Genomic DNA, 22,178 nt, shown 5'->3' with positions numbered 1-22,178 from the left:
ATTGATGCGAAAATTGCCGCAATTATCATTAGATTTATTAGAATAAATGAGATTATGTTATCAATGTTTCTAAATATATCCCTGATTATGTCCCTTATTATCATGAAAAAGGGTGGCATTTTTTGCATCCTGAAGCCGAATTTTTGAGATTGATATGCCGGCTTAATGGGAAGTGCGTTACAAGATTGTCGCCGGCGATAAATCTATACTGCTGATTATTATTGCATGGACATTGCGTGGTTATGTCGATGGCGCGCGACAAGAGGGGGATGTCATCTAGGAGAGGTGCCCGCCACTGCCGAAACCGACAAAACCCTGCGGACTATGGCGGAGGGTTTCCCATCAGCGCATCCAGAGCAGCGCGCCGGGCGAGGGCGTCGCCGTATTCGAGGCAAGCCGACAAACTCGCAATGGCAACCAGGCGGTCATCGCGGTTCTAGAGCCGATGCGCCTTGCATGGGCGCGAGTCGGCTCCGGATTGGGGCCACATCGGCCGACCCGTGCTAGGGCGCACAGCATTTTTGCGCTGAGCGCACCATGTGGATGCCGCGGATGGCGGCGTGACACGGCATCCGGTCTTCCCTCCCTGGTGCTGAAATGTTCTTCGAAATTGTCCGGCTCGGCCTGATCCATGCCGCCGCGCTCATTGCCGTTGCGGCGCTGACCTGCCGCGACCAGCTGGTCTTGCGTGCCCTCCTTGTGGTCTCGACCCTGCTCTACATTCTCTATTACCTGGTCGTTCCCGAGATCATGCTGTGGGATGCGCTGTTCTGGACCGTGGTCAATCTGGGCGTGAATCTTCTGATGATGGCCAGGCTGGTTTTTGCTCGCACCCAGTTTCGTCTGAGCACCGAAGAGCGGCGGCTGTTTGCTGCCCTGGGCGGCCTGTCGCCGGGCGAGTTCCGATCCTTGATGAAGATCGGTCTTTGGCGACGCAGTGAGGATGGCCACACCCTCCTGCGCCAGGGGGAAGCGGTCGAGAAGGTCTATTATGTGCTCGACGGGCGGTCCCATGTGGAGAAGGCTGGCCGCAATCTGGTCATCGGGCCGCAGTCCTTCATCGGCGAGGTCGGCTTCCTGCGTCGCCAGCCGGCCTCGGCCACTGTGACGGTCGAGCCAGGCGCCTGTTATGTCGAATGGCCGGTTGCAGCCCTCAACGCCTTGCGGATGCGCCGCCCCCTGATCAAGGTCGCGCTCGACGGCTTGCTCGCCTCGGACATGGCGGCGAAGATGACGGCCGCCTGATTTCCCTACGGGCTCGAAAGATTGCCTCTTTCCGCAATGTCCGGATATTGGTACGACAAATGACCGTTCGGGGCGGATGGGGCGACGCCCGGCCGACTTCCGGACCGCTTCAAACTCCATGCCATGCGCCTGGAACGCTTTGCGAATTGACGGACTCGGCAAGACTCGCAAAGACGCTTCGAACCAAAGAACTCGAACCAAGAATTGGGCAAAGCGCATTCATCGCCGAACGCGCCTTGTTCCGGCAGGAAACGAAACCGAAATGACTTCCCCCCGCCAGGCTGGTATCGGGGCCGCGAGCGTCGGCATGGGCATCGCGCTCTTTCTCACCGGCGTGTTCTTTTTCGCCCTGAACGATGCCCTCGGCAAATGGCTGGTTGCCGACTATTCCGTCGGCCAGCTGTTGCTGTTGCGCTCGGTGGGCGCGGCCATCGTCCTCGTGCCGATGGTCTGGCACCTGAAGGTCGATCTCTTCGATTTCGGCCAGTGGCGGCTCCAGATCCTGCGCATCCTGTGCATGGCCGGCGACACCTACTGCTTCTATTTCGCCACGCGCAGCATGCCGCTCGCCGACGTCATGACCTTCTACATGGCGGCACCCCTGATCATCACCGCCTTGTCGGTTCCCCTACTCGGCGAAAGGGTGGAGCCGTTCCGCTGGGGAGCGGTCATCGCCGGCTTCATCGGCGTTCTCGTGGCGCTCCAGCCTTCGGCGGAACTGTTCTCCTCGGCCTCGCCCATCGCTCTCATCGGCGCCGTCATGTTCGGCCTGGCGGTCACCGTGACGCGGCAGTTGCGGCGCACGCATTGGCTTTCCCTCGTGGTCTGGCAGTTCGCCGGGGCGGGCGTCATCGGCGCGGCTACGATACCGTTCGCCTGGGTTACGCCGGGCTGGTTCGATCTTGCCCTGATGTTCCTCGTCGGTATCGTCGCCATGATGTGCTTCGTATGCATCACCCGCGCTCTGGCCATGGCGCCGGCTGCCTTGCTCGCCCCGTTCCAGTATTCGGCCATGGTATGGGCCACTTTGATGGGTTGGATCGTCTGGCGCGACGTGCCGACGCTGCCGATCGTCATCGGCAATTGCCTCATCATCGGCAGCGGATTGTTCGTCTTCTATCGTGATCGAGCCACTGTGTCCGCGCCGGCCGGCTAACGCATTTTCCAGAAAAGCTGATGGACTTTTCGCTTAAGAAAATGCGTCAGAATAGGAACTAGAAAGCAAAGCGCGATTTTCCCGAAATCGCGCTTTGCTTTAGTCAGGGCGCGGGCGGCACGGTGGAGCCGCGGAAGACGAGATCGACAGGCCAAATCTCTGCGATGGCGGCGGGATTGGCGCTGTTGGCCAAGGCCATGGCGATCTCGGCCACCCGGATGCCGGCGGCATGGATCGAGGAAAAAGTGGTGGTGAGGGCTGGCGTCAGTGTTTCCGGCCGGATGGCGTCGAGGCCGTCATCATGGGCGATCAGCGACAGGTTCTTGCCGACGACCCGGCCTGTCTCCCGGGCCGCCCGCATGGCCCCGAGGGCGAGAAAGATCGACGAGCAGAGCAGGGCCGTCGGCGGGTCTGATAGCTCGAACAGGCCGCGGGCCATGCGGTAGCCGTTCTCCTCAGTCATGCGGGCGCCGCCTTCGAGTTCCGGAGAGGCGGTGAGCCCCCGGGCGGTCAACGCTCGGCGCCAGCCTTGCGAACGATGCGTAGCGAAGGTGAAGCGCAGGTTTTCGTTGAGCAGGCCGATGCGCCGGTGCCCCAGATCGATCAGCAGCGTGGTGGCCTTGTGAAAGGCCCCCTCATTGTCGATGTCGAGATGGGGATAATGCAGGCCGGTCTGTGTGCGTCCATGCATGACCAGGGGCATGCCCAGCCGCTGCAGCAATGCGATGCGCGTATCGTCGATCGTCGGGGAAGACAGCAGCACGGCGTCGACCGACCGGACGCGCGCGAGGCGTCGATAGGTACCGGCCTCGTCGCCCTGGGCGGAGGAGACCAGCACGTCATTGTCGGATCGAGAGCATTGGGTGGCGACGCCGGCGAGAAAATCGGTGAAGATCGGATCGAGCAGCATGTTGCGTTCGGACGAAAACACGATGCCGATCGCCCCCGCGCGACCGGTCGCGAGTTTGCGTGCGCTGGCATTGGGACGATATTGGTAGGTCTCGGCCGCCTCCAGCACGCGCTTGCGCGTCGCCTCGCCAACTTCCGGAAAGCCGTTGAGCGCGCGGCTGACAGTCGTCTGGGACAGACCCAGATGCTGTGACAGTTCCTTCAAGTTCACCGCAACGTTCCTTCCAGGCCTTCTCGTTTCTCTCGATGAACAGAAGCGGACCCGTTTTGCCGGGGATCGGAGAGAAATATCCGTCGGGCACAGCGAATAGCTCGCGATACTGCGCACCCTTCTAGGCAATTCCCCCAGCCGCAAGCAGCGATGAGACCGCATCTGTTCATTAAAGCGCTTTGGGCCAACGCTTTCTATTATTTTTTCTGAGTCAGCTTAGTTCTTTTCCGTCAAATAGGTAGCATAACCGCCGTATTTGTTGGGAAATTCACAAGTTTCTCACGCATTCGCTCAAAAAACATCAGCGGCATTGAATTTCAATCAAAATATTTCAATGGAGCATGCCACTTTCGGAGGATCTGTTCGGGCGCCCCAGTTGTTACGCAGTTTTGCCATGTGGTTGCCTTGACAAAGGCAGACTTTTGTCGGAATTAGAATTCAAAGCGCTTTGAAGTAGATTATAGAAGCTCTGCTAAAAGAGACCTCGAACGAGGAAATGTCGGTTGCCTATGCTGACCTGCCATAGAGGAGGCAGCTACGGCACATTAAAGGGAGGAAGACCGCATGTTCATGCGTTGGGCCTTGGCCGCGACTGCCTCTATCGCTCTCACGAGCTTTGCCAGCGCTGCCGAAGTCGCGATTTCCTGCGGCGCAGTCGGCCAGGAATTGGCCCTGTGCAAGAGTGGCGCGGAAGCCTGGGCCAAGAAGACCGGCAATACCGTCAAGATCGTCTCGACCCCCAATGATACCAATGAAAGGCTGGCGCTCTATCAGCAGTTGCTGTCGGCTGGTGCGAGCGACATCGACGTCTTCCAGATCGACGTGATCTGGCCCGGCATTCTCGCCAATCACTTCATTGATCTCAGCCCCTACACCAAGGGCGCCGAGAAGGAGCATTTCCCCGCGATCATCGACAACAACACGGTGGGCGGCAAGCTCGTCGCCATGCCGTGGTTCACCGATGCGGGCGTGCTCTACTATCGCAAGGATCTTCTGGAGAAGAACGGACTTAAGCCGCCGACCACCTGGCAGGAAATGACCGAGGCCGCGGCCAAGGTTCAGGAGGGAGAGCGCAAGGGCGGCAACGACAAATTCTGGGGCTTCGTGTTCCAGGGCAAGGCCTATGAGGGCTTGACCTGCGATGCGTTGGAATGGATCGACTCCTACGGCGGTGGCACCATCGTCGATGCGGAAGGCAAGATCACCATCAACAATCCCAAGGCGGCGGAAGCGGTGACGCTGGCCTCCTCCTGGATCGGCAAAATTGCGCCGGATGGCGTGCTCAATTACGGCGAGGAGGAAGCGCGTGGCGTGTTCCAGTCGGGCAACGCCGCCTTCATGCGCAACTGGCCCTATGCCTGGTCGTTGGGCAATGGCGCCGACAGCCCGGTCAAGGGCAAGATCGGGGTCGTGGCCCTGCCCAAGGGCGGCGCCAACGGCAAGAACACGGGTACGCTCGGCGGGTGGCAACTCGCCGTCTCCAAATATTCCAAGAAGGCGGATCTTGCCGCCGACCTCGCCGTCTATCTGACCTCGAAGGAGGAGCAGAAACGCCGCGCCATCGAAGGCAGCTACAATCCCACCATCGCCAGCCTCTACGAGGACCCGGACGTGCTCAAGGCCGTACCGTTCTTCGGCGACCTGAAAGCGACCTTCACCAGCGCGGTCGCCCGTCCCTCCAAGATCACCGGCGCCAATTACAACGAAGTTTCGAATGCCTTCTGGAACGCGATTGCCAGCGTGCTGTCCGGCAAGGCGAAAGCAGAGACGGCTCTCGAGGACCTTGACGGCGAACTCGCCAATATCAAGGGCTCGGGCTGGTAACATCCTCCCCGACTGCGCCGCGAACCCTCGGTTCGCGGCGCTCTTTCTTCTTCCTTCCTTCCTTCCTTCCCTCTCCAGCCGCATGGCCGAAGCCTGGGTCCTGACCCCGTGGGCGTGGCTATTGGCAGGTCGCATCTCGACTTCATGCGCTCCGACTTCAAGAATTTCGACTTGGGTGGTGGCGCATCCGCTGGCCAACTCTTCCTGCTTCCCTCTGGGAGTCCCCAATGGCAAGTCAATCAGAACTGACACGGACAAGGGTTCGGTCGGCATGGCTGTTCCTGTTGCCCATGCTGGTCGTGCTGGCTGTCGTCGCCGGATGGCCGCTGCTGCGCACCATCTGGTTCGGCTTCACCGATGCCAAGCTGAGCAGTCCCGGCAATTACAAGATCGTCGGCTTCTCGAACTATCTGGCCAATGTCGACGGGCGCTGGATCGGCCTGCTCGCCAACAAGGTGTGGTGGCTTTCGGTCTGGAACACGGTGTGGTTCTCGCTGGTATCCGTGGCCCTGGAGACGGTGCTCGGAACCATCGTCGCGCTGGTGCTGAACGCCAATTTCAAGGGGCGCGCCTTCGTACGTGCCGCGGTGCTGATCCCCTGGGCCATTCCGACCATCGTCTCGGCCAAGATGTGGCTGTGGATGCTCAACGACCAGTTCGGCATTCTCAATCACATCCTGCTCAGCCTGCACATCATTTCGAGCCCGGTCGCCTGGACCGCCAATTCGCAGACGGCGATGTGGGCCGTGATCATGGTGGATGTCTGGAAAACGACACCCTTCATGGCCCTGCTGATCCTGGCTGCACTGCAGATGATGCCATCCGACTGCTATGAGGCGGCCAAGGTCGACGGCATCCACCCCGTGAAGGTGTTCTTCAAGGTGACGCTGCCGCTGATCCGCCCGGCCCTGATGGTGGCTGTGGTCTTCCGCGCCCTCGATGCGTTGCGCATCTTCGACCTGATCTATGTGCTGACCTCGGGTAGCCGGGACACCATCTCGATGTCGGGCTTTGCCCGGCTGCAACTGGTCGACTTCGCCAAGACGGGGCTCGGCTCGGCAGCAGCGACGCTGCTGTTCCTGGTGATCGGCATCATCACCGTGCTCGCTATGACCGTGGGTAAGGTGCGTGTTTCGGAGGATGCAACGCGATGACCAAGGTCCTCAAACCCATCGGATTCTGGCTGCTGGTCGTCGTCATCGTCCTCTACGCCGTTTTTCCGTTCTACTACGCCATCATCACCTCGATGCGTACGGGCCAGGCTTTGTTCTCGACCTCGCTGCTGCCCGACAGTCTGGACTTCTCCAATTATGTCGGCGTGTTCGAGCAGCAGCCCTTTGCCTGGAACATCTGGAACTCGATCCTCGTCGCCGTCACGGTGGTGCTGATCTCGCTCTTTTTGGGGGTGACGGCCGCCTATGCGCTGGGCCGGGTCCACTTCAAGGGCAGGGGCCTCCTCTTGATGACCATCCTGGCCGTGTCGATGTTCCCACAGGTCGCGGTGCTGTCGGGCATGTATGAGGTTGTCCGCGCCTTCGGCCTCTACAACACCATGCCGGCGCTGGTGCTTTCCAACCTGATCCTGACGCTGCCCTTCACCGTATGGGTGCTCACCACCTTCATGAAGGAACTGCCGCGGGAACTGGAAGAAGCGGCTTTCGTCGACGGCGCCAGCCCCTGGACGGTGGTACGCCGCGTGTTCATGCCGCTGATGTGGCCGGCCATGGTGACGACGGGCCTGCTCGCCTTCATCGCGGCCTGGAATGAATTCCTGTTCGCGCTGACCTTCTCGCCCGACAACCGCACCGTGCCGGTGGCGATCGCTTCGATGAGCGGCGCCAGCCAGCAGGAACTGCCCTGGGGCAACATCATGGCCGGCTCGGTCATCGTGACGCTGCCCCTCATCGTCCTCGTCCTCATCTTCCAACGCAAGATCGTCGCGGGTCTCACCGCTGGCGCCGTCAAGGGTTAAGCAAATGGCGAGTGTGACACTCAAGAATATCCGCAAGGCCTTTGGCCGGATCGAGACCCTGCATGGCGTCAACCTGGACATCGAAGACAGGGACTTCGTGGTCTTCGTCGGTCCGTCGGGCTGCGGCAAGTCGACCTTGCTGCGCCTGATCGCCGGATTGGAGGACATCACGTCCGGCGACCTCCTGATCGACGGACAGCGCGTGAACGACAAGACCCCCAAGGATCGCGGCATCTCGATGGTGTTCCAGTCCTATGCGCTCTACCCGCACATGAACGTCTATCAGAACATGGCGTTCGGCCTGGAACTGGCGAAGACCGATACGCAGACCATCGACCAGAAGGTGCGCGAGGCAGCGAAGATCCTGGAACTGACGCCGCTGCTCGAGCGCCTGCCCAAGCAGCTGTCCGGCGGCCAGCGCCAGCGCGTCGCCATCGGCCGCGCCATCGTGCGCAACCCCAAGGTCTTCCTGTTCGACGAGCCGCTCTCCAACCTCGATGCGGCGCTGCGCGTGCAGATGCGCATTTCCATCGCCAAGCTACACAAGCAGATGGGCGCCACCATGGTCTATGTCACCCATGACCAGGTGGAGGCCATGACGCTGGCCGACAAGATCGTGGTGCTGAACGCGGGCAATGTCGAGCAGGTCGGCGCGCCACTGGAACTCTACCATAATCCGCACAATTTGTTCGTCGCCGGCTTCATCGGTTCGCCGCAGATGAATTTCATCGATACCGAGGTGCAGGCGGCCGACGCCTCCGGCGTGAAAGTCGCCTTGCCGGGCGGGGGCAGCGTGGTGGCCAAGGTCGACGGCAACGGTGTGCGCGCCGGCGACAAGGTGAAGCTCGGCATCCGGCCCGAACATCTGCAGGAAGCCGGCGGGGAGACCTCGTTCACCGGCGATGTCGAAGTGGTCGAGGAACTCGGCGAAAGCCATTTCCTATATGTGCGCACGGCGGACGGCAGGCTGGTGACATTGCGCCATGCCGGGGACGCACCGGTGGTCGCCGCGACCAAGGTGAATATCGGCGTGCCGGGGGAACTGTCGCATGTCTTCAAGGCCGACGGGGCGGCCCTGCGGCGGCTCCAGGCCTAGAACGATCTCGGCGGACGGCACCAGGGGCGTCCTCCGGGAACTCCTCGCGTAGCCGCCCGCCACCGGTGCAACGAGCATCGGTCCCGGCGAGCTTCGCCGGACCTGAAAATATCCTCAGATCCCACCTTCAATCATGCCCCAGGATGTGGCAGAGATTTTTATTAAAGCGCTTTGAATCGCCGTTGACGGCAAAGGAAACCCGATATGACTATCCGCGCACTCGTCTGGAACGAGAACCGGCATGAGCAGACCAACGCCCTGGTGCGCCAGCTCTATCCCAAGGGCATCCATGGCGAGGTAGCGGCGGCGCTGGAGGAGGCCGGCGGCATCAGTGTCGGTACCGCGACTCTCGACGAGCCCGAGCATGGCCTGACCGTCGAGAAGCTCAAGAATACCGACGTTCTGCTGTGGTGGGGCCACACTGCCCACGGCGAGGTCAAGGACGAGATCGTCAAGCGCGTGCAGGAGCGCGTCTGGGAGGGCATGGGCCTGATCGTTCTGCATTCGGGCCATTTTTCCAAGATCTTCAAGCAGCTCATGGGCACGCCCTGCGCGCTGTCCTGGCGCGAGGCCGGGGAAGTCGAGCGGCTGTGGGTGCTGAACAAGAACCATCCGATCGCCGAAGGCCTGCCGGAATATTTCGAGATCGAGCATGAAGAGATGTATGGCGAGCCCTTCACCGTGCCCGAGCCGATGGAAACGCTGTTCATCTCCTGGTTCGAAGGCGGCGAAGTCTTCCGCTCGGGGCTGACCTATCAGCGCGGCGCCGGCAAGATCTTCTACTTCCGTCCGGGCCACGAGGCCTATCCGACTTACCACAACGCCACCGTGCGCAAGGTGCTCGGCAACGCGGTGAAATGGGCTTTCAATCCCGCGACGGCCTGGAAGCGAGTCAACGAAGCGCCCAACACGCCGCATGACAAGGCGCCTGTGCCTCTGGAAGTGAAGGGGCCACGGCTCCACGAGGATGGCGAAGAAGGCTTCCGGTGAATTTGGAGCGCGGACATCGCGACATGCTTGCACGTCGCGATGTCCGCACTTCCTGATCGCCTGACGTTTCCAAGAGCGGACGGGATGTCCGCGCTCCCGAGATCATTCCATGTCCAAGATCCGCATTCTCGTGCTCGGCACCGGCAATATGGCGGCCAATCACGCCCGGCACTTCCAGGCCTCTCCCGATGCCGAGGTGGTGGCGGGCGTCGACATCGATGATGCGAGGGCGCGCCAGTTCAGCGACGAGCATGGCATCCCGCACTCCTTCGGCGATCTCGACGAGGCGATCGCCTGGGGCGGCTTCGATGCCGTAGCCAATGTCACGCCCGACAGGTTTCACCATCCCACCACGATGAAGCTGATCCTCGCGGGCAAGCATGTCCTGTGCGAGAAACCGCTGGCCGAAACCTTCCCGCAGGCCGACGAGATGGCGACGGCGGCCGAGGCCGCCGGCCTGATTGCCATGGTCAACCTGTCCTATCGGGATGTGCCGGCGCTGCAGGCGGCCCACGGCATCATTGCGCGCGGCGAGATCGGCGAGGTTCGCCATGTCGAGGCCTCCTATCGCCAGAGCTGGCTGGTGGGCAATCACTGGGGTGACTGGTCGACCGAGCCCCGCTGGCTCTGGCGTCTGTCGGAGGAGCATGGCTCCAAGGGCGTGCTGGGCGATGTCGGCATCCACATCCTGGATTTCGCCAGCTATGCCGTGAGCATGACGCCGGTCGCGTTGCAGGCGCAACTCGCGACTTTCCATAAGGCATCGGGCGACCGGATCGGCGACTATCCGCTCGATGCCAATGACAGCGCGGTGATGTCGGTGCGTTTCGAAAATGGCGCGCTGGGCGTGATCCATACCAGCCGTTTCATGACTGGCTATGCCAACACGCTGAAGCTCAGTGTCTTCGGCACCAAGGGCGCGATCGAGATCAATCACGGCCCCTTCACCAGCCTGCGCATCTGCACCGGGGACGGCATCCACACCCAGGCCTGGCGCGATTTGCACGCCGATCCGGTGAAGACCAATTACCAGCGCTTCATCGCGGCGGTGCAGAGCGGAGAGAACGCCGAACCCAGCTTCCGCCACGCCGCCAATCTGCAGCGTGTGATCGATCGCTGCTTCGACACGGATATCGCCTCGGCCCCACCGATCGCCTGATCGTTTTTCGGGTGCGGGGGCGAGACGCCCATAGGCGCTAACTTTGGGTGGTGGCACCAGATTGGAGAGTCGATCTCCAGATCGACCATCTTGGAAATGTCGAGCCAGATAGAGGACAAAGGTGGTCGATCTCGCTCCATCAATTGATGGAGCTGTGGAGATCGACCCTCCCGCTACCTGCGCCTCTGGCCGCAAAGTTAGCGCCCATGGGCGAGACGCCTGCGTCCTCGGGAGCGGCCTCACAGTGCCTGCGATCAGGCCGCGTCGGCGTCGAGCGCCTTCAGGAAGCGCTCGAGTTCCTCGCCGGCAATGCCGACGACCTGGTTCGGCGCCGGGAAGGCACCATTGGCGACGTCGGCATTGTATTCGGAAAATGCCGCGATGCGTTCCTTTTGCAGGCGCTCATATTCAGCGCGGAAATTGCGATAGACCTTGGCATGACGCGGGTAATGCCCGTCATGGACACCGAGCACATCGTCTGCGAACAGATATTGCGCATCGCATCCTCCGCCGGCGCCCATGGAGATCATGAACAGGCTGGTCCGGCGGCCGATGGCCGCGGCGACTTCCACCGGCACCACTTCGATCTCCGCCGCAAAAGCACCGGCTTCCTCGAGAGCCTTGGTCTGCTGCCAGACCTGCCAGGCCGTCTCGAAGGTCTTGCCGACAGCCCTGAAGCCGCCGGTCCAGGTCCGATGCGAGGGGATCAGGCCGACATGGCTCACTACGGGAATGCCTTCGTCGCGAAGCCGCCGGATGGTGGCAAGGCTGGCGGCGCAATAGACGGCGTCTGAACTCTGCTGCCTGGCAAGGAAGGCGGCCCGCAGATAGTCTTCTGCGGTGATGTAGTGGCCATGTTCCAGCCCGGTCACCGCAAAGGCTGTCGGTGCCGCATCGCGGAAAGCCGGCTCGGCGATCAGCGCAGGCGGAACCGAGAGCATGCCGATGCCGGCGCGCTCGGCCGCCTCGGCCTCTTCCAGTGTGGTGACTCTCAGTTTGGCGATCTGCTTCTTGCCGCGAAGAGCAAGCAGGTCGGCAACCGTGGGACGAAGGCGGGCCATGACGGTCTCCAGGGGGCTGTGGCAAGATCGCATCGTCGAGGCGCAGGACGGATCAGGCAGCGAGAAGGGATTTGAGGCGGGTGTTGGGATCGGTGAGCTTGTCCTTGTCCGGGTGCGCGCGCCTGGCAATCAGCATCTCGCAAAGCCGGATATCCTTGGCGATGGCATTGCCGGGGCCGATGCCACTGGCGGCGACCAGGCGTCCGCCATCGTCGAGATGGCAGAGGATGAAGGAACCGTCCGCACCGTCTCGGCGAATGGTATGGCGCCCCTCGTCGACCAGTCCGGCGACCTGCAGGGATAGGTCATACTGATCCGACCAGAACCAGGGAACGGCGTCAAAGGCGACGTCTTCGCCCAGCATGGTGCGGGCGGCATGCGCGCCTTGCTCCTGGGCGTTGCGCCAGGATTCCAGACGCACGCGCCGTCCTCCATAGACGGGCAGGGGAAAAGAACAGCAATCGCCGGCCGCGAAGATGGCTTCGTCGCTTGTCCGGAGCCTGGCGTCGACGGCGATGCCGTTGTCGACGACAAGGCCTGCCGCCTCAGCCAGCATTGTGCTGGGCGAAGCACCGACGCCGAGAACGACGAGGTCGGCGAGCACCAGTTTTCCGCTGGTGAGGCGGACGGCGAGGCCGTCTGGCTCCTCCTCGATGGCGGAGATGCCTTCGCCGCACAGCAGCGTGCAGCCTGCCGCTCGATGGCGCTCTTGCACGACCTCGGCGATATCGGCGGGCACCCCCCGACTGAGCAGCCGTGGAAGTGCCTCGATGATGGTGACCGCCGCGCCGCGCTGGCGGGCGCTGGCAGCGAGTTCCAGCCCGATGAAGCCGCCGCCGATGATGACGATTTCCGCACCCGGACGAAAACGTTCCCTCAGATGCATGGCATCCTCGAAGCGCCGCAGCGTCACGCATCCGGGCCTGTTCGCGCCAGCCAGGGGCAGCCGGCGTGGCGCTGCGCCAGTGGCAAGGAGCAACTTTTCATAGGTGAGGGCATTGCCGTCATCGAGCCGAACCAGCCGCCTGTCCCGCTCGATCGTTGCGACGGTGCGCTTAGCCAGATGGACGATGGCATCGGTCTCGAAGCGCTCTTCCGCCACGATATAGCGCGGGGAAGGGCCGGCTTCGTCCAGCAGCGTCGCCTTCGACAAGGGCGGACGCTCATAGGGGGCGTGGACTTCGTCCCCGATCAGGGTGATGGAGCCTGCCCAGCCGTTCTCGCGAAGGGCGAAGGCGGCCCTGGCGCCCGCCTCGCCGGCGCCGACGATGACCATGCCCGGTTGCATCGGATCAACCGAGCTGGATCTGGACCTTGCCGTCGGCGAGCCGGACGGCATAGGTCTTCAGGTTGATGCAGACGGGGGCGCCCTTGGCCTCTCCGGTCTTGTAGTTGAAGCGCCCATTGTGCTTGGGGCATTCGATGATGTCGTCCATCACCAGGCCGTCGGCGAGGTGTATCTGTTCATGGGTGCATAGCCCGTCCGTCGCGAAATATTCATCGTCCGGGCTGCGATAAAGTGCGTAGGTGCGGCCGGCATGATCGAAGCGCAGCACATCTTCCTGCTCGATATCCTCGCTATCGCAGGCGTCGATCCAGGTGCTCATTTTTTCCTCCCGATGTGATTTTGCGTCTTGTGTCTGTCAGTGGTGCTGGCCGGCGAAACGGGCACGCGGGTCGTCGGGCGTGACCACCTCGCCATGCAGGTCGGGGCGATAGGGCTGGGCGCTTGCAGGGAGCACGCGGCGCACGAAATATTCGGGATCCCTCCTCTGTCGAAACAGGGCCGGGATGATCTCGCGATAGGCCGCGATCGTGTTGCGATAGGGCGTGGGCGTGTCGGCAAGCATGGCCTTATGCAGTTCCGGCAGCGCGTGATAGGGCACCATCGGGAACATGTGATGCTCGACGTGATAATTCATGTTCCAGTACACGAAGCGGAAGAACGGGTTCATGTAGACGGTGCGCGAGTTGAGGCGGTGGTCGAGCACGTTCTCGGCCAGGCCTGCATGTTGCGTCAGCCCGAAATAGAGGGTGAGCCAGCCGCCATACATGGTGGGCAGCACACCCACGAACATCATCGGCAGCCAGGATTGCAGTGCTAGGGAGAGTGCGACGGTGGCGGCATGGATGGCGAGCCAGATGCGGGCGACCAGATAGACCTTGCCGCGCTCCATCTCCGGCACGAAGGTCTCTTCCTCCTCGCTGAGCCTGCCGGTGGCATGCAGGACGAGGCTTTTGAGAGCAGCCCAGGTCGAGGAGATCGCAAAAACATTCGAGACGAGGCGCAGCAGTGCCGGCGGCCGCATGGCGGCGATCTCGGGGTCGCGGCCGACGATGATGGTATCGGTGTGGTGTCGGGTATGGCTCCAGCGCCAGATCGTCGGCTCGCGCATGATCATGAAGCAGGCGATGTGATAGATCACATCATTCATCCAGCGCGTACGGAAGGCGGTGCCATGCCCGCATTCGTGCCAGCGTGAGTCCGAAGCCGAACCGTAGAGAATGCCGTAAAGTGCGAAGAACGGCACGCACCACCAGCTTCCCCACAGCACTCCGGCGGCAAGGCCGCTCAGCAACAGCCCGGCGAGCCATAGGGCGGTGTCGCGGATCGCCGGGGCATCCTTGCGCTGCATGAGTTCCTTCATGCGCTTGCGGGGAATATCGCACCGATACCATTCGGCGGCGGCCAGGCCACTCTCGACGGCGGCCTGGGCATCGCGCCCGATCAGACTGTAGTCGCGCCGGGTCGGCATCATTGCGGAGCTCCCTTGTCCGGCCCGGTTCCGATCAGGCCTCATCCTTGACATCGATGCTATGTCGCACCGGTGCGGGGCTCAATGGGCGGTTGACAGTTTCTATCAAAACACGTCAAAACGACTATCATCATGATGTAATTCCATCAGAGACAGCCATGGCAAGGCCCACGATCCAGGATGTCGCGAGGGAGGCGGGTGTCAGTCCCGCAACCGTCGACCGTGTACTAAACGGCAGGCTTCCGGTCCGGCCGGAAACTGCCCGGCGCGTGGCCGAGGCGGCCAAGGCTCTCGGCTACTACGCCGCCGGGCTGATCCAGCAGCGCCTCGATCGCGATACGCCGCATTTGCGGCTCGGCTTCCTGCTGCTCAAATCCGAGTCGCCCTTCTACAGCCTGCTGGCCCAATCCATCGCCGAAGCGGCCGCTTCGGCGCCCGGCTATCGCATCTCCGCCATCATCGAACATCATGGCGACACCTCGCCGGCCGTGGTGGCCGAGCGGATGCACCGGTTGGGTGAACGGTGCCAGGCCTTGGCCGTCGTGTCGGTGGACCATCCCCAGATCACCGTGGCCGTCGCCGAATTAAAGGCCCGCAACGTGCCAGTCTTCGCCTTGCTGTCCGATTTCGCCGCCGAACATCGGGCGGCTTATGTTGGCCTCGACAATCGCAAGGCAGGACGCACCGCTGGCTGGCTGATCGCGCGGACGGCACGCCGACCCGGCAAGGTCGGCATCATTCTCGGCAGCCATCGTTTCCACGGCCATGAACTCAGGGAAATCGGGCTGCGCAGCTATTTCCGCGAGCATGCGCCCGATTTCGAGGTGCTGGACAGCCGTGTCAATCTCGAGGAACCGAGCATCGCCCATGAGGCGACCTTCGGCCTGATCAGACGGCATCCGGATCTGGCGGGGCTCTATGTGGCCGGCGGCGGCATGGAGGGCGTGATTGCCGCCTTGCGCGAGGAAAAGGCGGAAGGGCTGGTGGCGGTTTGCCCCGAGCTGACGCCGGGCTCGCGCCTGGCCTTGAGCGAAGAGGTGATTTCCTTCGTCATCGCGACACCGCTGCCGCAACTGCCCGTGGAACTCATCCGCGTCATGGCGCAGGCCTGCCTTGCGGGCAGCGTGGAAGGAGCCGGACAGGTTTTCCTGCCCTTCAATCTCTATCTTCCCGAAAATATCTAAAACGTTTGACGCCTGCTCGGCCTTGCGGAGCGCGGCCGGGCACGTTGCCGGGCCCGGCCAACCGAAATGGTGCGCGCGATCCCGGCGACCGATGGTGCAGCGCGCGCGAGCGAGCGCGCAAAAGAAATGCGCACTTGACAGGGCAGTGCAAAAATAGAATATTAATTCCAATTAAGATCAAAAACGGTCCAATCATTCTATTTTGATGACGGGTACCGGAAAGCACATGGCGTCGGAAACTGGCGCTGGCGAGGTTGGAAATCAGGCGCTTGCGCCTGCAAGGAGTGTTTCATGACAGGCGGAGCCGAATCCTTCGCTCTCAACCATATGACCACGCCGAAGCTGCGGCCTGCGGAATTCTTCGCGCTCGCCCGCAATCTGGGGATCGCCGAGGTCGAAATCCGCAACGATCTCGCCGGCAACGCCATACTCGATGGGACATCCGCGGTTTCGATGCGGGAGGAAGCGCGGCGAGCCGGTGTCGAAATCCTGTCGATCAATGCCCTGCAACGCTTCAACGAGTGGACCGCGGCGCGGGCATCGGAAGCGGAAGAGCTTGCCGATTATGCGGCCGGTGCAGGCGCCAAGGCCCTCGTGCTGGTGCCGCGCAATGACGGTGACGGGTGCGGCGATGGTGAGCGCCTTCCCAATTTGATCGAGGCATTGGAGGCGCTCAAGCCGATCCTGTCGTCACGCGGGCTGAGCGGTCTCGTCGAACCGCTCGGCTTCAAAATCTGCTCCTTGCGCCTGAAATCGGAAGCGGTCGCCGGTATCGATACGGTCGATGGTGCGCGGACCTTCAAACTGGTGCATGATACGTTCCATCATCATCTTGCCGGTGAGGCGGCATTGTTCCCGAACCGCACTGGGCTGGTCCATATCTCCGGCGTGGACGACACGTCCGTAGCGGTGGAGGAGATGCAGGACAGCCATCGCGGCCTTGTCGGGGCGGACGATCGTCTGGGCAATATCGCTCAGATCAAGGCGCTGCGCGCCGGCAGCTATACCGGTGCGCTCTCCTTCGAGCCTTTCGCCGAAAGCATACAGAAAATGGATGCCGGGCAGATCCAGGATCGCATCGCCGCGAGCATGGCTCTGATCGCGGCAGGGTTGGCGTCCTAAGCAAAACGCATTCGAGCATGAACGCGCTTTGCTCCAAGCCTTTGTTTCTACGGGCCTTTGTAATTCTGGATGATTCCAGCACATCGCAAGCTGTTTTGACGGTCCACCAATTCCCCGCAAGGGGATTATCCGGAAAATGACGGGTGCTGCCGGACATCCGACCCAGGGAGGAGACACGATGAAACGGACCCTTTTTGCCCTCGCCGCGACGGCTTTGCTGTGTGGCACGGCGTCCGCCCAGAGCGTGGGCGTCAGCATGGCCAAGTTCGACGACAATTTCCTCACCGTGCTGCGCAATGGTATGACGGACTACGCCAAGACGCTGCCGAGCGTGAAGCTGCAGGTCGAGGACGGCCAGAACGACGTCAACAAGCAGCTCAGCCAGATTCAGAACTTCATCGCCCAGAAGGTTGACGCGATCATCGTCAATCCCGTCGATACCGATGCCACCCCGCAGATGACCAAGCTCGCCACCGAGGCGGGTATTCCCCTGGTGTTCGTCAACCGCATGCCGTCCGATACCAAGCTGCCTGAGAAGGTCGCCTTCGTTGGCTCCGATGAGGCCCAGTCCGGCACGCTCGAGATGCAGGAGATCTGCAAGCTGATGGGCGGCAAGGGCGACATCGTGGTGATCATGGGCGAATTGTCGAACCAAGCGGCCCGCCAGCGCACGCAGGACGTCGAGGACGTCATCGCCAAGGAACCTTGCACCGGCATCAAGATCCTGCAGAAGCAGACGGCCAATTGGGACCGGACCGCGGCCATCGATCTGATGACCAATTGGATCACCTCGGGCATCAAGCCGGCGGCCGTGGTTTCCAACAATGACGAAATGGCGATCGGCGCCATTCAGGCGCTGAAGCAGGCAGGGATTGCCGGCGGCAAGACCATCGTCGGTGGCGTGGACGCGACGCAGGACGGCCTCGGCGCGATGAAGGATGGCGATCTCCAAGTCACCGTCTTCCAGAATGCCGAAGGACAGGGCAAGGGCGCCGTCGATACCGCGCTCAAGCTGGCCAAGGGCGAGAAGATCGCCGATCCGATGGTGTGGGTGCCCTTCGAGCTCGTGACGCCTGCCAATATGGACAAGTACCTCAAGAAGAACTGAGCGCAATCGCGCCAAAGTCCCTCCGGTCGATGCCGGAGGGACCTGGAAATGTTCACCGCCTGTCTGGCCGCAGGTCCGGAGCCAAGCTTCGGGCGACCAGAACGCACGTCGGCAGCATGGCGCTGGCAGAGGGGAAATGAGGATGGCCGTCGCACAATCGACCGCGCCCGAAAGGGCCGGGCAAGCCAAGTCCGATTACCTGATCGAAGTGGAGGGCGTTCGCAAGGGGTTCCCCGGCGTTCTCGCGCTCGACAACGTTTCGTTCAAGCTGCGCCCGGGCACGGTGCATGCCCTGATGGGTGAAAACGGAGCCGGCAAGTCGACGCTGATGAAGATCATCGCCGGCGTCTATCAGACCGATGCCGGCACGATGAAGCTTCGCGGACAGGAAGTGCGTTTTTCAGGACCGCTCGATGCCTTGGAAAACGGCGTGGCGATGATCCATCAGGAACTCAACCTGATGCAGTACATGACGGTGGCGGAGAATGTCTGGATCCGGCGCGAGCCGCTGACCCGGCTCGGCTTCGTCGACCATGCCGAACTCAATCGCCGCACCTCCAAGCTGTTCGAGCAATTGAAGATCAAGATCGACCCTGCGGCCGAGGTCGGCACGCTCAGCGTAGCCAATCGGCAGATGGTCGAGATCGCCAAGGCCATCTCCTACAACTCCGACGTGCTCATCATGGATGAGCCGACCTCGGCGTTGACCGAGACCGAGGTCTCGCATCTGTTCGAGATCATCCACGATCTCAAGGCGGCCGGGAAGGGCATCGTCTACATCACCCACAAGATGAACGAGCTCTTCGAGATCTCTGACGAGGTTTCGATTTTCCGAGACGGAAAATATATCGGAACCGACCTGGCTGAGAACCTCACCCGTGACGAGATCATCCGGCGCATGGTCGGGCGCGAGATCACGCAGATGTTCCCCAAGGAGACGGTTCCGATCGGCGAGGTCGTGCTGTCGGTCAAGAATCTGACGCTCCAAGGGGTCTTTTCCGATGTCTCCTTCGACCTGCGCGCCGGCGAGATCCTCGGCTTTGCAGGGCTGGTCGGGGCAGGGCGCAGCAATGTCGCGGAGACGCTCTTCGGCGTCACGCCAGCGACGAGCGGCACCATCGCGATCAACGGCAAGCAGGTCAGCATCGGGTCGCCCTCTGTCGCGATGCGCAACGGCATGGCCTTTCTCACCGAAGACCGCAAGGACACCGGCTGCTTCCTCATTCTCGATATCCTCGAGAACATGCAGATGGCGGTTTTGACGCAACGCTATGTCAAGGCTGGCTTCGTCGCCTCCAGTGAAGTGGTGCCAGCTTGCAGCGAAATGAGTTCGACCCTGCGGGTCAAGACTCCCAACATGCACGAGCGCATCGAAAATCTCTCTGGCGGCAATCAGCAAAAGGTTCTGATCGGCCGCTGGCTGCTGACCAAGCCGCGCATTCTCATCCTTGACGAGCCGACGCGCGGCATCGATGTCGGCGCCAAGGCGGAGATCCACCGCCTGATCAGCAAGCTCGCCGGAGAAGGCGTCGCAGTCATCATGATCTCGTCCGAACTGCCCGAGGTTCTGGGCATGAGCGACAGGGTCGTCGTGATGCATGCGGGTCACGTCACCGGCATCCTCGATCGGTCGGAAGCCGACCAGGTCCGCATCATGGAGCTGGCAGCGCGATGAGAGGGATAGGAACACGACAGACGCGGCTGGTAGCCGCGCATGGAAAAGAGGCGCTGCCCGGTCGATCCCTGATGGATCCGCGCAGTGGCTTCGAAATGGAAATGCACGAAGTCCGGGAATGGGGAAACGGAGGACGTCATGTCGACCAATGAGATTGCGAACAAGGCACCGGGAACCACCACGACGTCGCCGCGCCGGCGCATACCACAGGAAGTCAGCATTCTGGTGGTGCTGATCGGCATCGGCCTGCTGTTCGAGGCACTGGGCTGGCCGGTCAAGCAGCAGAGCTTCCTGTTCAATGCGGATCGTCTCAGCATCATCTTCCTGCAGACGGCGGTGGTGGGCATCATCGCCGTCGGGGTGGCGCAGACCATCATCACCGGCGGCGTCGATTTGTCTTCCGGTTCGGTGGTGGGGGCAACGGCGATGATCGCGGCCAGCCTGGCGCAGGTCTCGACGGCCCGTTCCATCGTCTATCCGCATCTGTCCGACCTGCCCTTCATCGTGCCGGTGCTGGCCGGGCTGGCGTCCGGGCTGTTCGCCGGCGTCGTCAATGGTGCACTGATCGCCTATGCCAATGTGCCGCCCTTCATCGCCACCCTCGGCATGATGGTTTCGGCCCGCGGTTTTGCCACCTGGTACACCAATGGCGCGCCAATCAGCACTTTCACGCCCTCCTTCAGCATGATTGGTTCGTCGACCAAGATCTTCGGCGATTTCTCGATCAACTTGCCGATCACCATCTTCCTGGTGGTGGCGCTGATCTTCCACATCGCCATGCGCTACACCCGTTACGGCAAGTTCACTTATGCGATCGGTTCGAACATGCAGGCGGCGCGCGTGTCGGGCATCGACGTGAAGAAGCATCTGGTCAAGGTCTATGGCATTGCCGGCCTGCTGTCGGGCTTGGCGGCCGTGGTGATGATCGCCCGCGGCGGTTCGGGCCAGGCCGGTGCAGGCCTGGGCTATGAACTGCAGGCGATCGCAGCTGTTGTGATCGGGGGAACGTCCCTGTCGGGCGGCGTGGGACGCATCACCTCCACCGTGATCGGCCTGTTGATCCTCAGCGTCGTGCAGTCGGGTTTCACCTTCCTGGGCGTGCCGGCCTCTCTGCAGCAGATCGTGCTCGGTGCCATTATCGTCACCGCCGTGGTGATCGATCAGTACCGTCGCCGCCGAAAGGTCTGAAACGGGGCGAAGCCATCGAGCAGCTCCTTCGCGAGAAGGGGCTGCAATCTGTTTCCACAGATACGGTCGGTTGCGATCGAGCTCGATTACCCGGACAGTTCCGTTGCCATGCCGGAAACTTTCTATATCTATTCGATCTCAACGGTGACGGACGCCGGCGGGTCCTTCAAGCGATTGACTGGATGAGCCTTGGCACTGTCGCGGGGGCGATGGTTTCCATGGCACCAGGAGCATTCACGATGAATGTCATCCTGGCCAAGAAAGAGGGGTGAGCGGTTCAAGACTTCCGGCCTGTGGGCGGGAGGAGCGAGCCTGCGAGACTTGATGAGCAGCAACACAACAGTCTACCTGTTTCCGCATATTCTGAAATGCGCCGGTTTGAGCGTCAGGGATTATCTCCTGCACGATGTCCCGCCGCGCGGTTCCGCCGTGATCTATTCCAAGCCCGAACAACGGCCCTGGCTCGATCCGCAGGCTCGTGTACCTCAGGCCGATCGCGACGAAATCCGCATCCTGTTCGGGCATAGATTGCCGCGCGCCGCAGCCAGGGGCTTCGACGGCCGCATCATTCGCGAGATCGGCCTGCTCAGGGAGCCGGTGTCCTTCTACGTCTCGCTTTACAATTTCCTGCAGAAGACGCCCGAGAGACATCGGATCGTGGGCATGTCCTTCGAGCAATGGTATCCGACCAACAAGCACAACCGCATCAGCCGCTTCTATTTCAGGCATTATTTCGGTTTGTCCTCCTTGGGCATCCGCAAGATGAGCCAGCGCCAGAGGTTCGAATTTCTCTCCAGGCAGTTCGAGACGTTCTGGTTCGTCGGCGATTATCGCAACTGCGATGCGGTGATGGAGCAGATGACCCAGGATATCGGCTGGAAATTCGAAAAACTGCCTCATGAGAATGCCGCGCCTGCCAATGCGCTGCGCAGCCAGGATATCGGCGAGGCATTGCGCCAGAAGATCCGGGAGGACAACGCCCTTGATCTGGCCCTCTACGAGACCTGGGGCGAGCGCAAATGGGGTAGCAATCCGACACTGGAGCGCGCAGCGGTCCTGAACAATCGTTGGACCTGGCAATAGCTTTTACCGCTGGAGGGCAGGGCCGGCGCGTATTCGGACGGGAACTCGTGAGAGAATCGGCCGCATGCGTGCGAATTGGCCCGGCCGTTTCAGACTCCTGCCCGGTTAGAAGCACAAGGCTTCTTCTGACCGGGATGTGCTTGTCGTCCCGGTGACGGTTCAGGACCTCGTTCTGCCGGGCCCGGGCGCCAATTGGCTGAAATGGACCGCGGCTATCGCGCCGACACCGGCCAGCAAACGGCAGCAGCCATGCAGCTTTCTTGTCGGTCAGCAAAATTAGAAAGGGGAGATGGTGCCTAGGGACGGAATTGAACCGCCGACACTGCGATTTTCAGTCGCATGCTCTACCAACTGAGCTACCTAGGCATCCAGCGCGTCAGCCGAGGCCGAAGCGAGAGCGGGCTTATAGCCAGCGCCTCCGAGGTTGTCCAGCCCTCTC

At 61.8% G+C, this 22,178-nt stretch carries 19 protein-coding genes and 1 tRNA gene; 14 read left to right on the top strand and 6 right to left on the bottom strand.

What is annotated here, in order from left to right; all coding sequences use genetic code 11:
• Positions 1-597: 597 nt before the first annotated feature.
• Both ACR9ZN_RS14030 and ACR9ZN_RS14025 read left to right on the top strand, forming a co-directional pair.
• Positions 598-1,245, top strand: a complete 648-nt coding sequence (locus tag ACR9ZN_RS14030; RefSeq protein WP_454814461.1) for a cyclic nucleotide-binding domain-containing protein — start codon at positions 598-600, stop codon at positions 1,243-1,245.
• Positions 1,246-1,507: 262 nt separating this feature from the next.
• A complete protein-coding gene (locus ACR9ZN_RS14025; RefSeq protein ID WP_481272464.1) occupies positions 1,508-2,401 on the top strand; it encodes a DMT family transporter in 894 nt (297 codons plus the stop codon).
• Positions 2,402-2,504: 103 nt separating this feature from the next.
• On the opposite strand, the gene ACR9ZN_RS14020 is transcribed toward ACR9ZN_RS14025, so the two are convergent.
• Entirely contained in the window at positions 2,505-3,521 is a 1,017-nt protein-coding gene (locus ACR9ZN_RS14020) for a substrate-binding domain-containing protein (RefSeq protein WP_434957033.1), read from the bottom strand.
• A gap of 564 nt (positions 3,522-4,085) precedes the next feature.
• Between ACR9ZN_RS14020 and ACR9ZN_RS14015 the strand changes: the two genes are divergently transcribed.
• From ACR9ZN_RS14015 to ACR9ZN_RS13990, 6 genes are all read left to right on the top strand, one after another.
• Positions 4,086-5,345 (top strand): ABC transporter substrate-binding protein, encoded by a 1,260-nt coding sequence (locus ACR9ZN_RS14015; RefSeq protein WP_454814458.1) that lies wholly within the window; start codon positions 4,086-4,088, stop codon positions 5,343-5,345.
• A 227-nt stretch (positions 5,346-5,572) separates the two neighbouring features.
• Positions 5,573-6,499 carry a carbohydrate ABC transporter permease gene (locus ACR9ZN_RS14010; protein WP_434957031.1) on the top strand — a complete coding sequence of 309 codons (927 nt, stop codon included), beginning with the start codon at positions 5,573-5,575 and terminating at the stop codon, positions 6,497-6,499.
• Positions 6,496-7,317, top strand: coding sequence for a carbohydrate ABC transporter permease (locus ACR9ZN_RS14005; protein ID WP_434957030.1), 822 nt, complete (start codon positions 6,496-6,498; stop codon positions 7,315-7,317). The genes ACR9ZN_RS14010 and ACR9ZN_RS14005 overlap by 4 nt, the downstream gene beginning before the upstream one ends.
• Positions 7,318-7,321: 4 nt before the next feature.
• The gene (locus tag ACR9ZN_RS14000; protein WP_481272463.1) at positions 7,322-8,413 is read left to right on the top strand and encodes an ABC transporter ATP-binding protein; all 1,092 of its coding nucleotides are present in this window, start codon (positions 7,322-7,324) and stop codon (positions 8,411-8,413) included.
• 204 nt (positions 8,414-8,617) lie between these two features.
• On the top strand, positions 8,618-9,403 hold the full coding sequence (locus ACR9ZN_RS13995; RefSeq protein ID WP_434957028.1) for a ThuA domain-containing protein: 786 nt from the start codon (positions 8,618-8,620) through the stop codon (positions 9,401-9,403).
• Between the two features lie 118 nt (positions 9,404-9,521).
• Entirely contained in the window at positions 9,522-10,562 is a 1,041-nt protein-coding gene (locus tag ACR9ZN_RS13990) for a Gfo/Idh/MocA family protein (RefSeq protein WP_434959659.1), read from the top strand.
• Positions 10,563-10,816: 254 nt separating this feature from the next.
• On the opposite strand, the gene ACR9ZN_RS13985 is transcribed toward ACR9ZN_RS13990, so the two are convergent.
• The 4 genes from ACR9ZN_RS13985 to ACR9ZN_RS13970 are packed head-to-tail and all read right to left on the bottom strand — an operon-like array spanning position 10,817 to position 14,382.
• On the bottom strand, positions 10,817-11,623 hold the full coding sequence (locus ACR9ZN_RS13985; protein ID WP_481272462.1) for a 3-methyl-2-oxobutanoate hydroxymethyltransferase: 807 nt from the start codon (positions 11,621-11,623) through the stop codon (positions 10,817-10,819).
• 52 nt (positions 11,624-11,675) lie between these two features.
• Positions 11,676-12,899: an NAD(P)/FAD-dependent oxidoreductase gene (locus ACR9ZN_RS13980; RefSeq protein WP_481272461.1), complete on the bottom strand. Its 1,224-nt coding sequence runs from the start codon at positions 12,897-12,899 to the stop codon at positions 11,676-11,678.
• A gap of 16 nt (positions 12,900-12,915) precedes the next feature.
• Positions 12,916-13,230: a MocE family 2Fe-2S type ferredoxin gene (locus ACR9ZN_RS13975; RefSeq protein WP_434957025.1), complete on the bottom strand. Its 315-nt coding sequence runs from the start codon at positions 13,228-13,230 to the stop codon at positions 12,916-12,918.
• A 36-nt stretch (positions 13,231-13,266) separates the two neighbouring features.
• Positions 13,267-14,382, bottom strand: a complete 1,116-nt coding sequence (locus ACR9ZN_RS13970) for a fatty acid desaturase family protein (protein ID WP_454814451.1) — start codon at positions 14,380-14,382, stop codon at positions 13,267-13,269.
• Positions 14,383-14,537: 155 nt separating this feature from the next.
• On the opposite strand from ACR9ZN_RS13970, the gene ACR9ZN_RS13965 reads away from it, so the two are divergent.
• From ACR9ZN_RS13965 to ACR9ZN_RS13940, 6 genes are all read left to right on the top strand, one after another.
• Positions 14,538-15,563, top strand: coding sequence for a LacI family DNA-binding transcriptional regulator (locus tag ACR9ZN_RS13965; protein ID WP_481272460.1), 1,026 nt, complete (start codon positions 14,538-14,540; stop codon positions 15,561-15,563).
• 291 nt (positions 15,564-15,854) lie between these two features.
• A complete protein-coding gene (locus ACR9ZN_RS13960; RefSeq protein WP_481272459.1) occupies positions 15,855-16,685 on the top strand; it encodes a TIM barrel protein in 831 nt (276 codons plus the stop codon).
• A gap of 178 nt (positions 16,686-16,863) precedes the next feature.
• On the top strand, positions 16,864-17,793 hold the full coding sequence (locus ACR9ZN_RS13955; protein WP_434957021.1) for a sugar ABC transporter substrate-binding protein: 930 nt from the start codon (positions 16,864-16,866) through the stop codon (positions 17,791-17,793).
• 142 nt (positions 17,794-17,935) lie between these two features.
• Positions 17,936-19,468, top strand: coding sequence for a sugar ABC transporter ATP-binding protein (locus ACR9ZN_RS13950; protein WP_441772299.1), 1,533 nt, complete (start codon positions 17,936-17,938; stop codon positions 19,466-19,468).
• A gap of 138 nt (positions 19,469-19,606) precedes the next feature.
• On the top strand, positions 19,607-20,656 hold the full coding sequence (locus ACR9ZN_RS13945) for an ABC transporter permease (protein ID WP_481272458.1): 1,050 nt from the start codon (positions 19,607-19,609) through the stop codon (positions 20,654-20,656).
• Positions 20,657-20,980: 324 nt separating this feature from the next.
• On the top strand, positions 20,981-21,739 hold the full coding sequence (locus ACR9ZN_RS13940; RefSeq protein ID WP_481272457.1) for a hypothetical protein: 759 nt from the start codon (positions 20,981-20,983) through the stop codon (positions 21,737-21,739).
• Between the two features lie 290 nt (positions 21,740-22,029).
• On the opposite strand, the gene ACR9ZN_RS13935 is transcribed toward ACR9ZN_RS13940, so the two are convergent.
• Positions 22,030-22,105: transfer RNA gene (locus ACR9ZN_RS13935), tRNA-Phe, on the bottom strand.
• Between the last annotated feature and the right edge of the window lie 73 nt (positions 22,106-22,178).

This window comes from Labrys sp. HAY1-8F, assembly GCF_056754975.1.
This window is presented reverse-complemented; position numbering and strand designations above follow the sequence as displayed.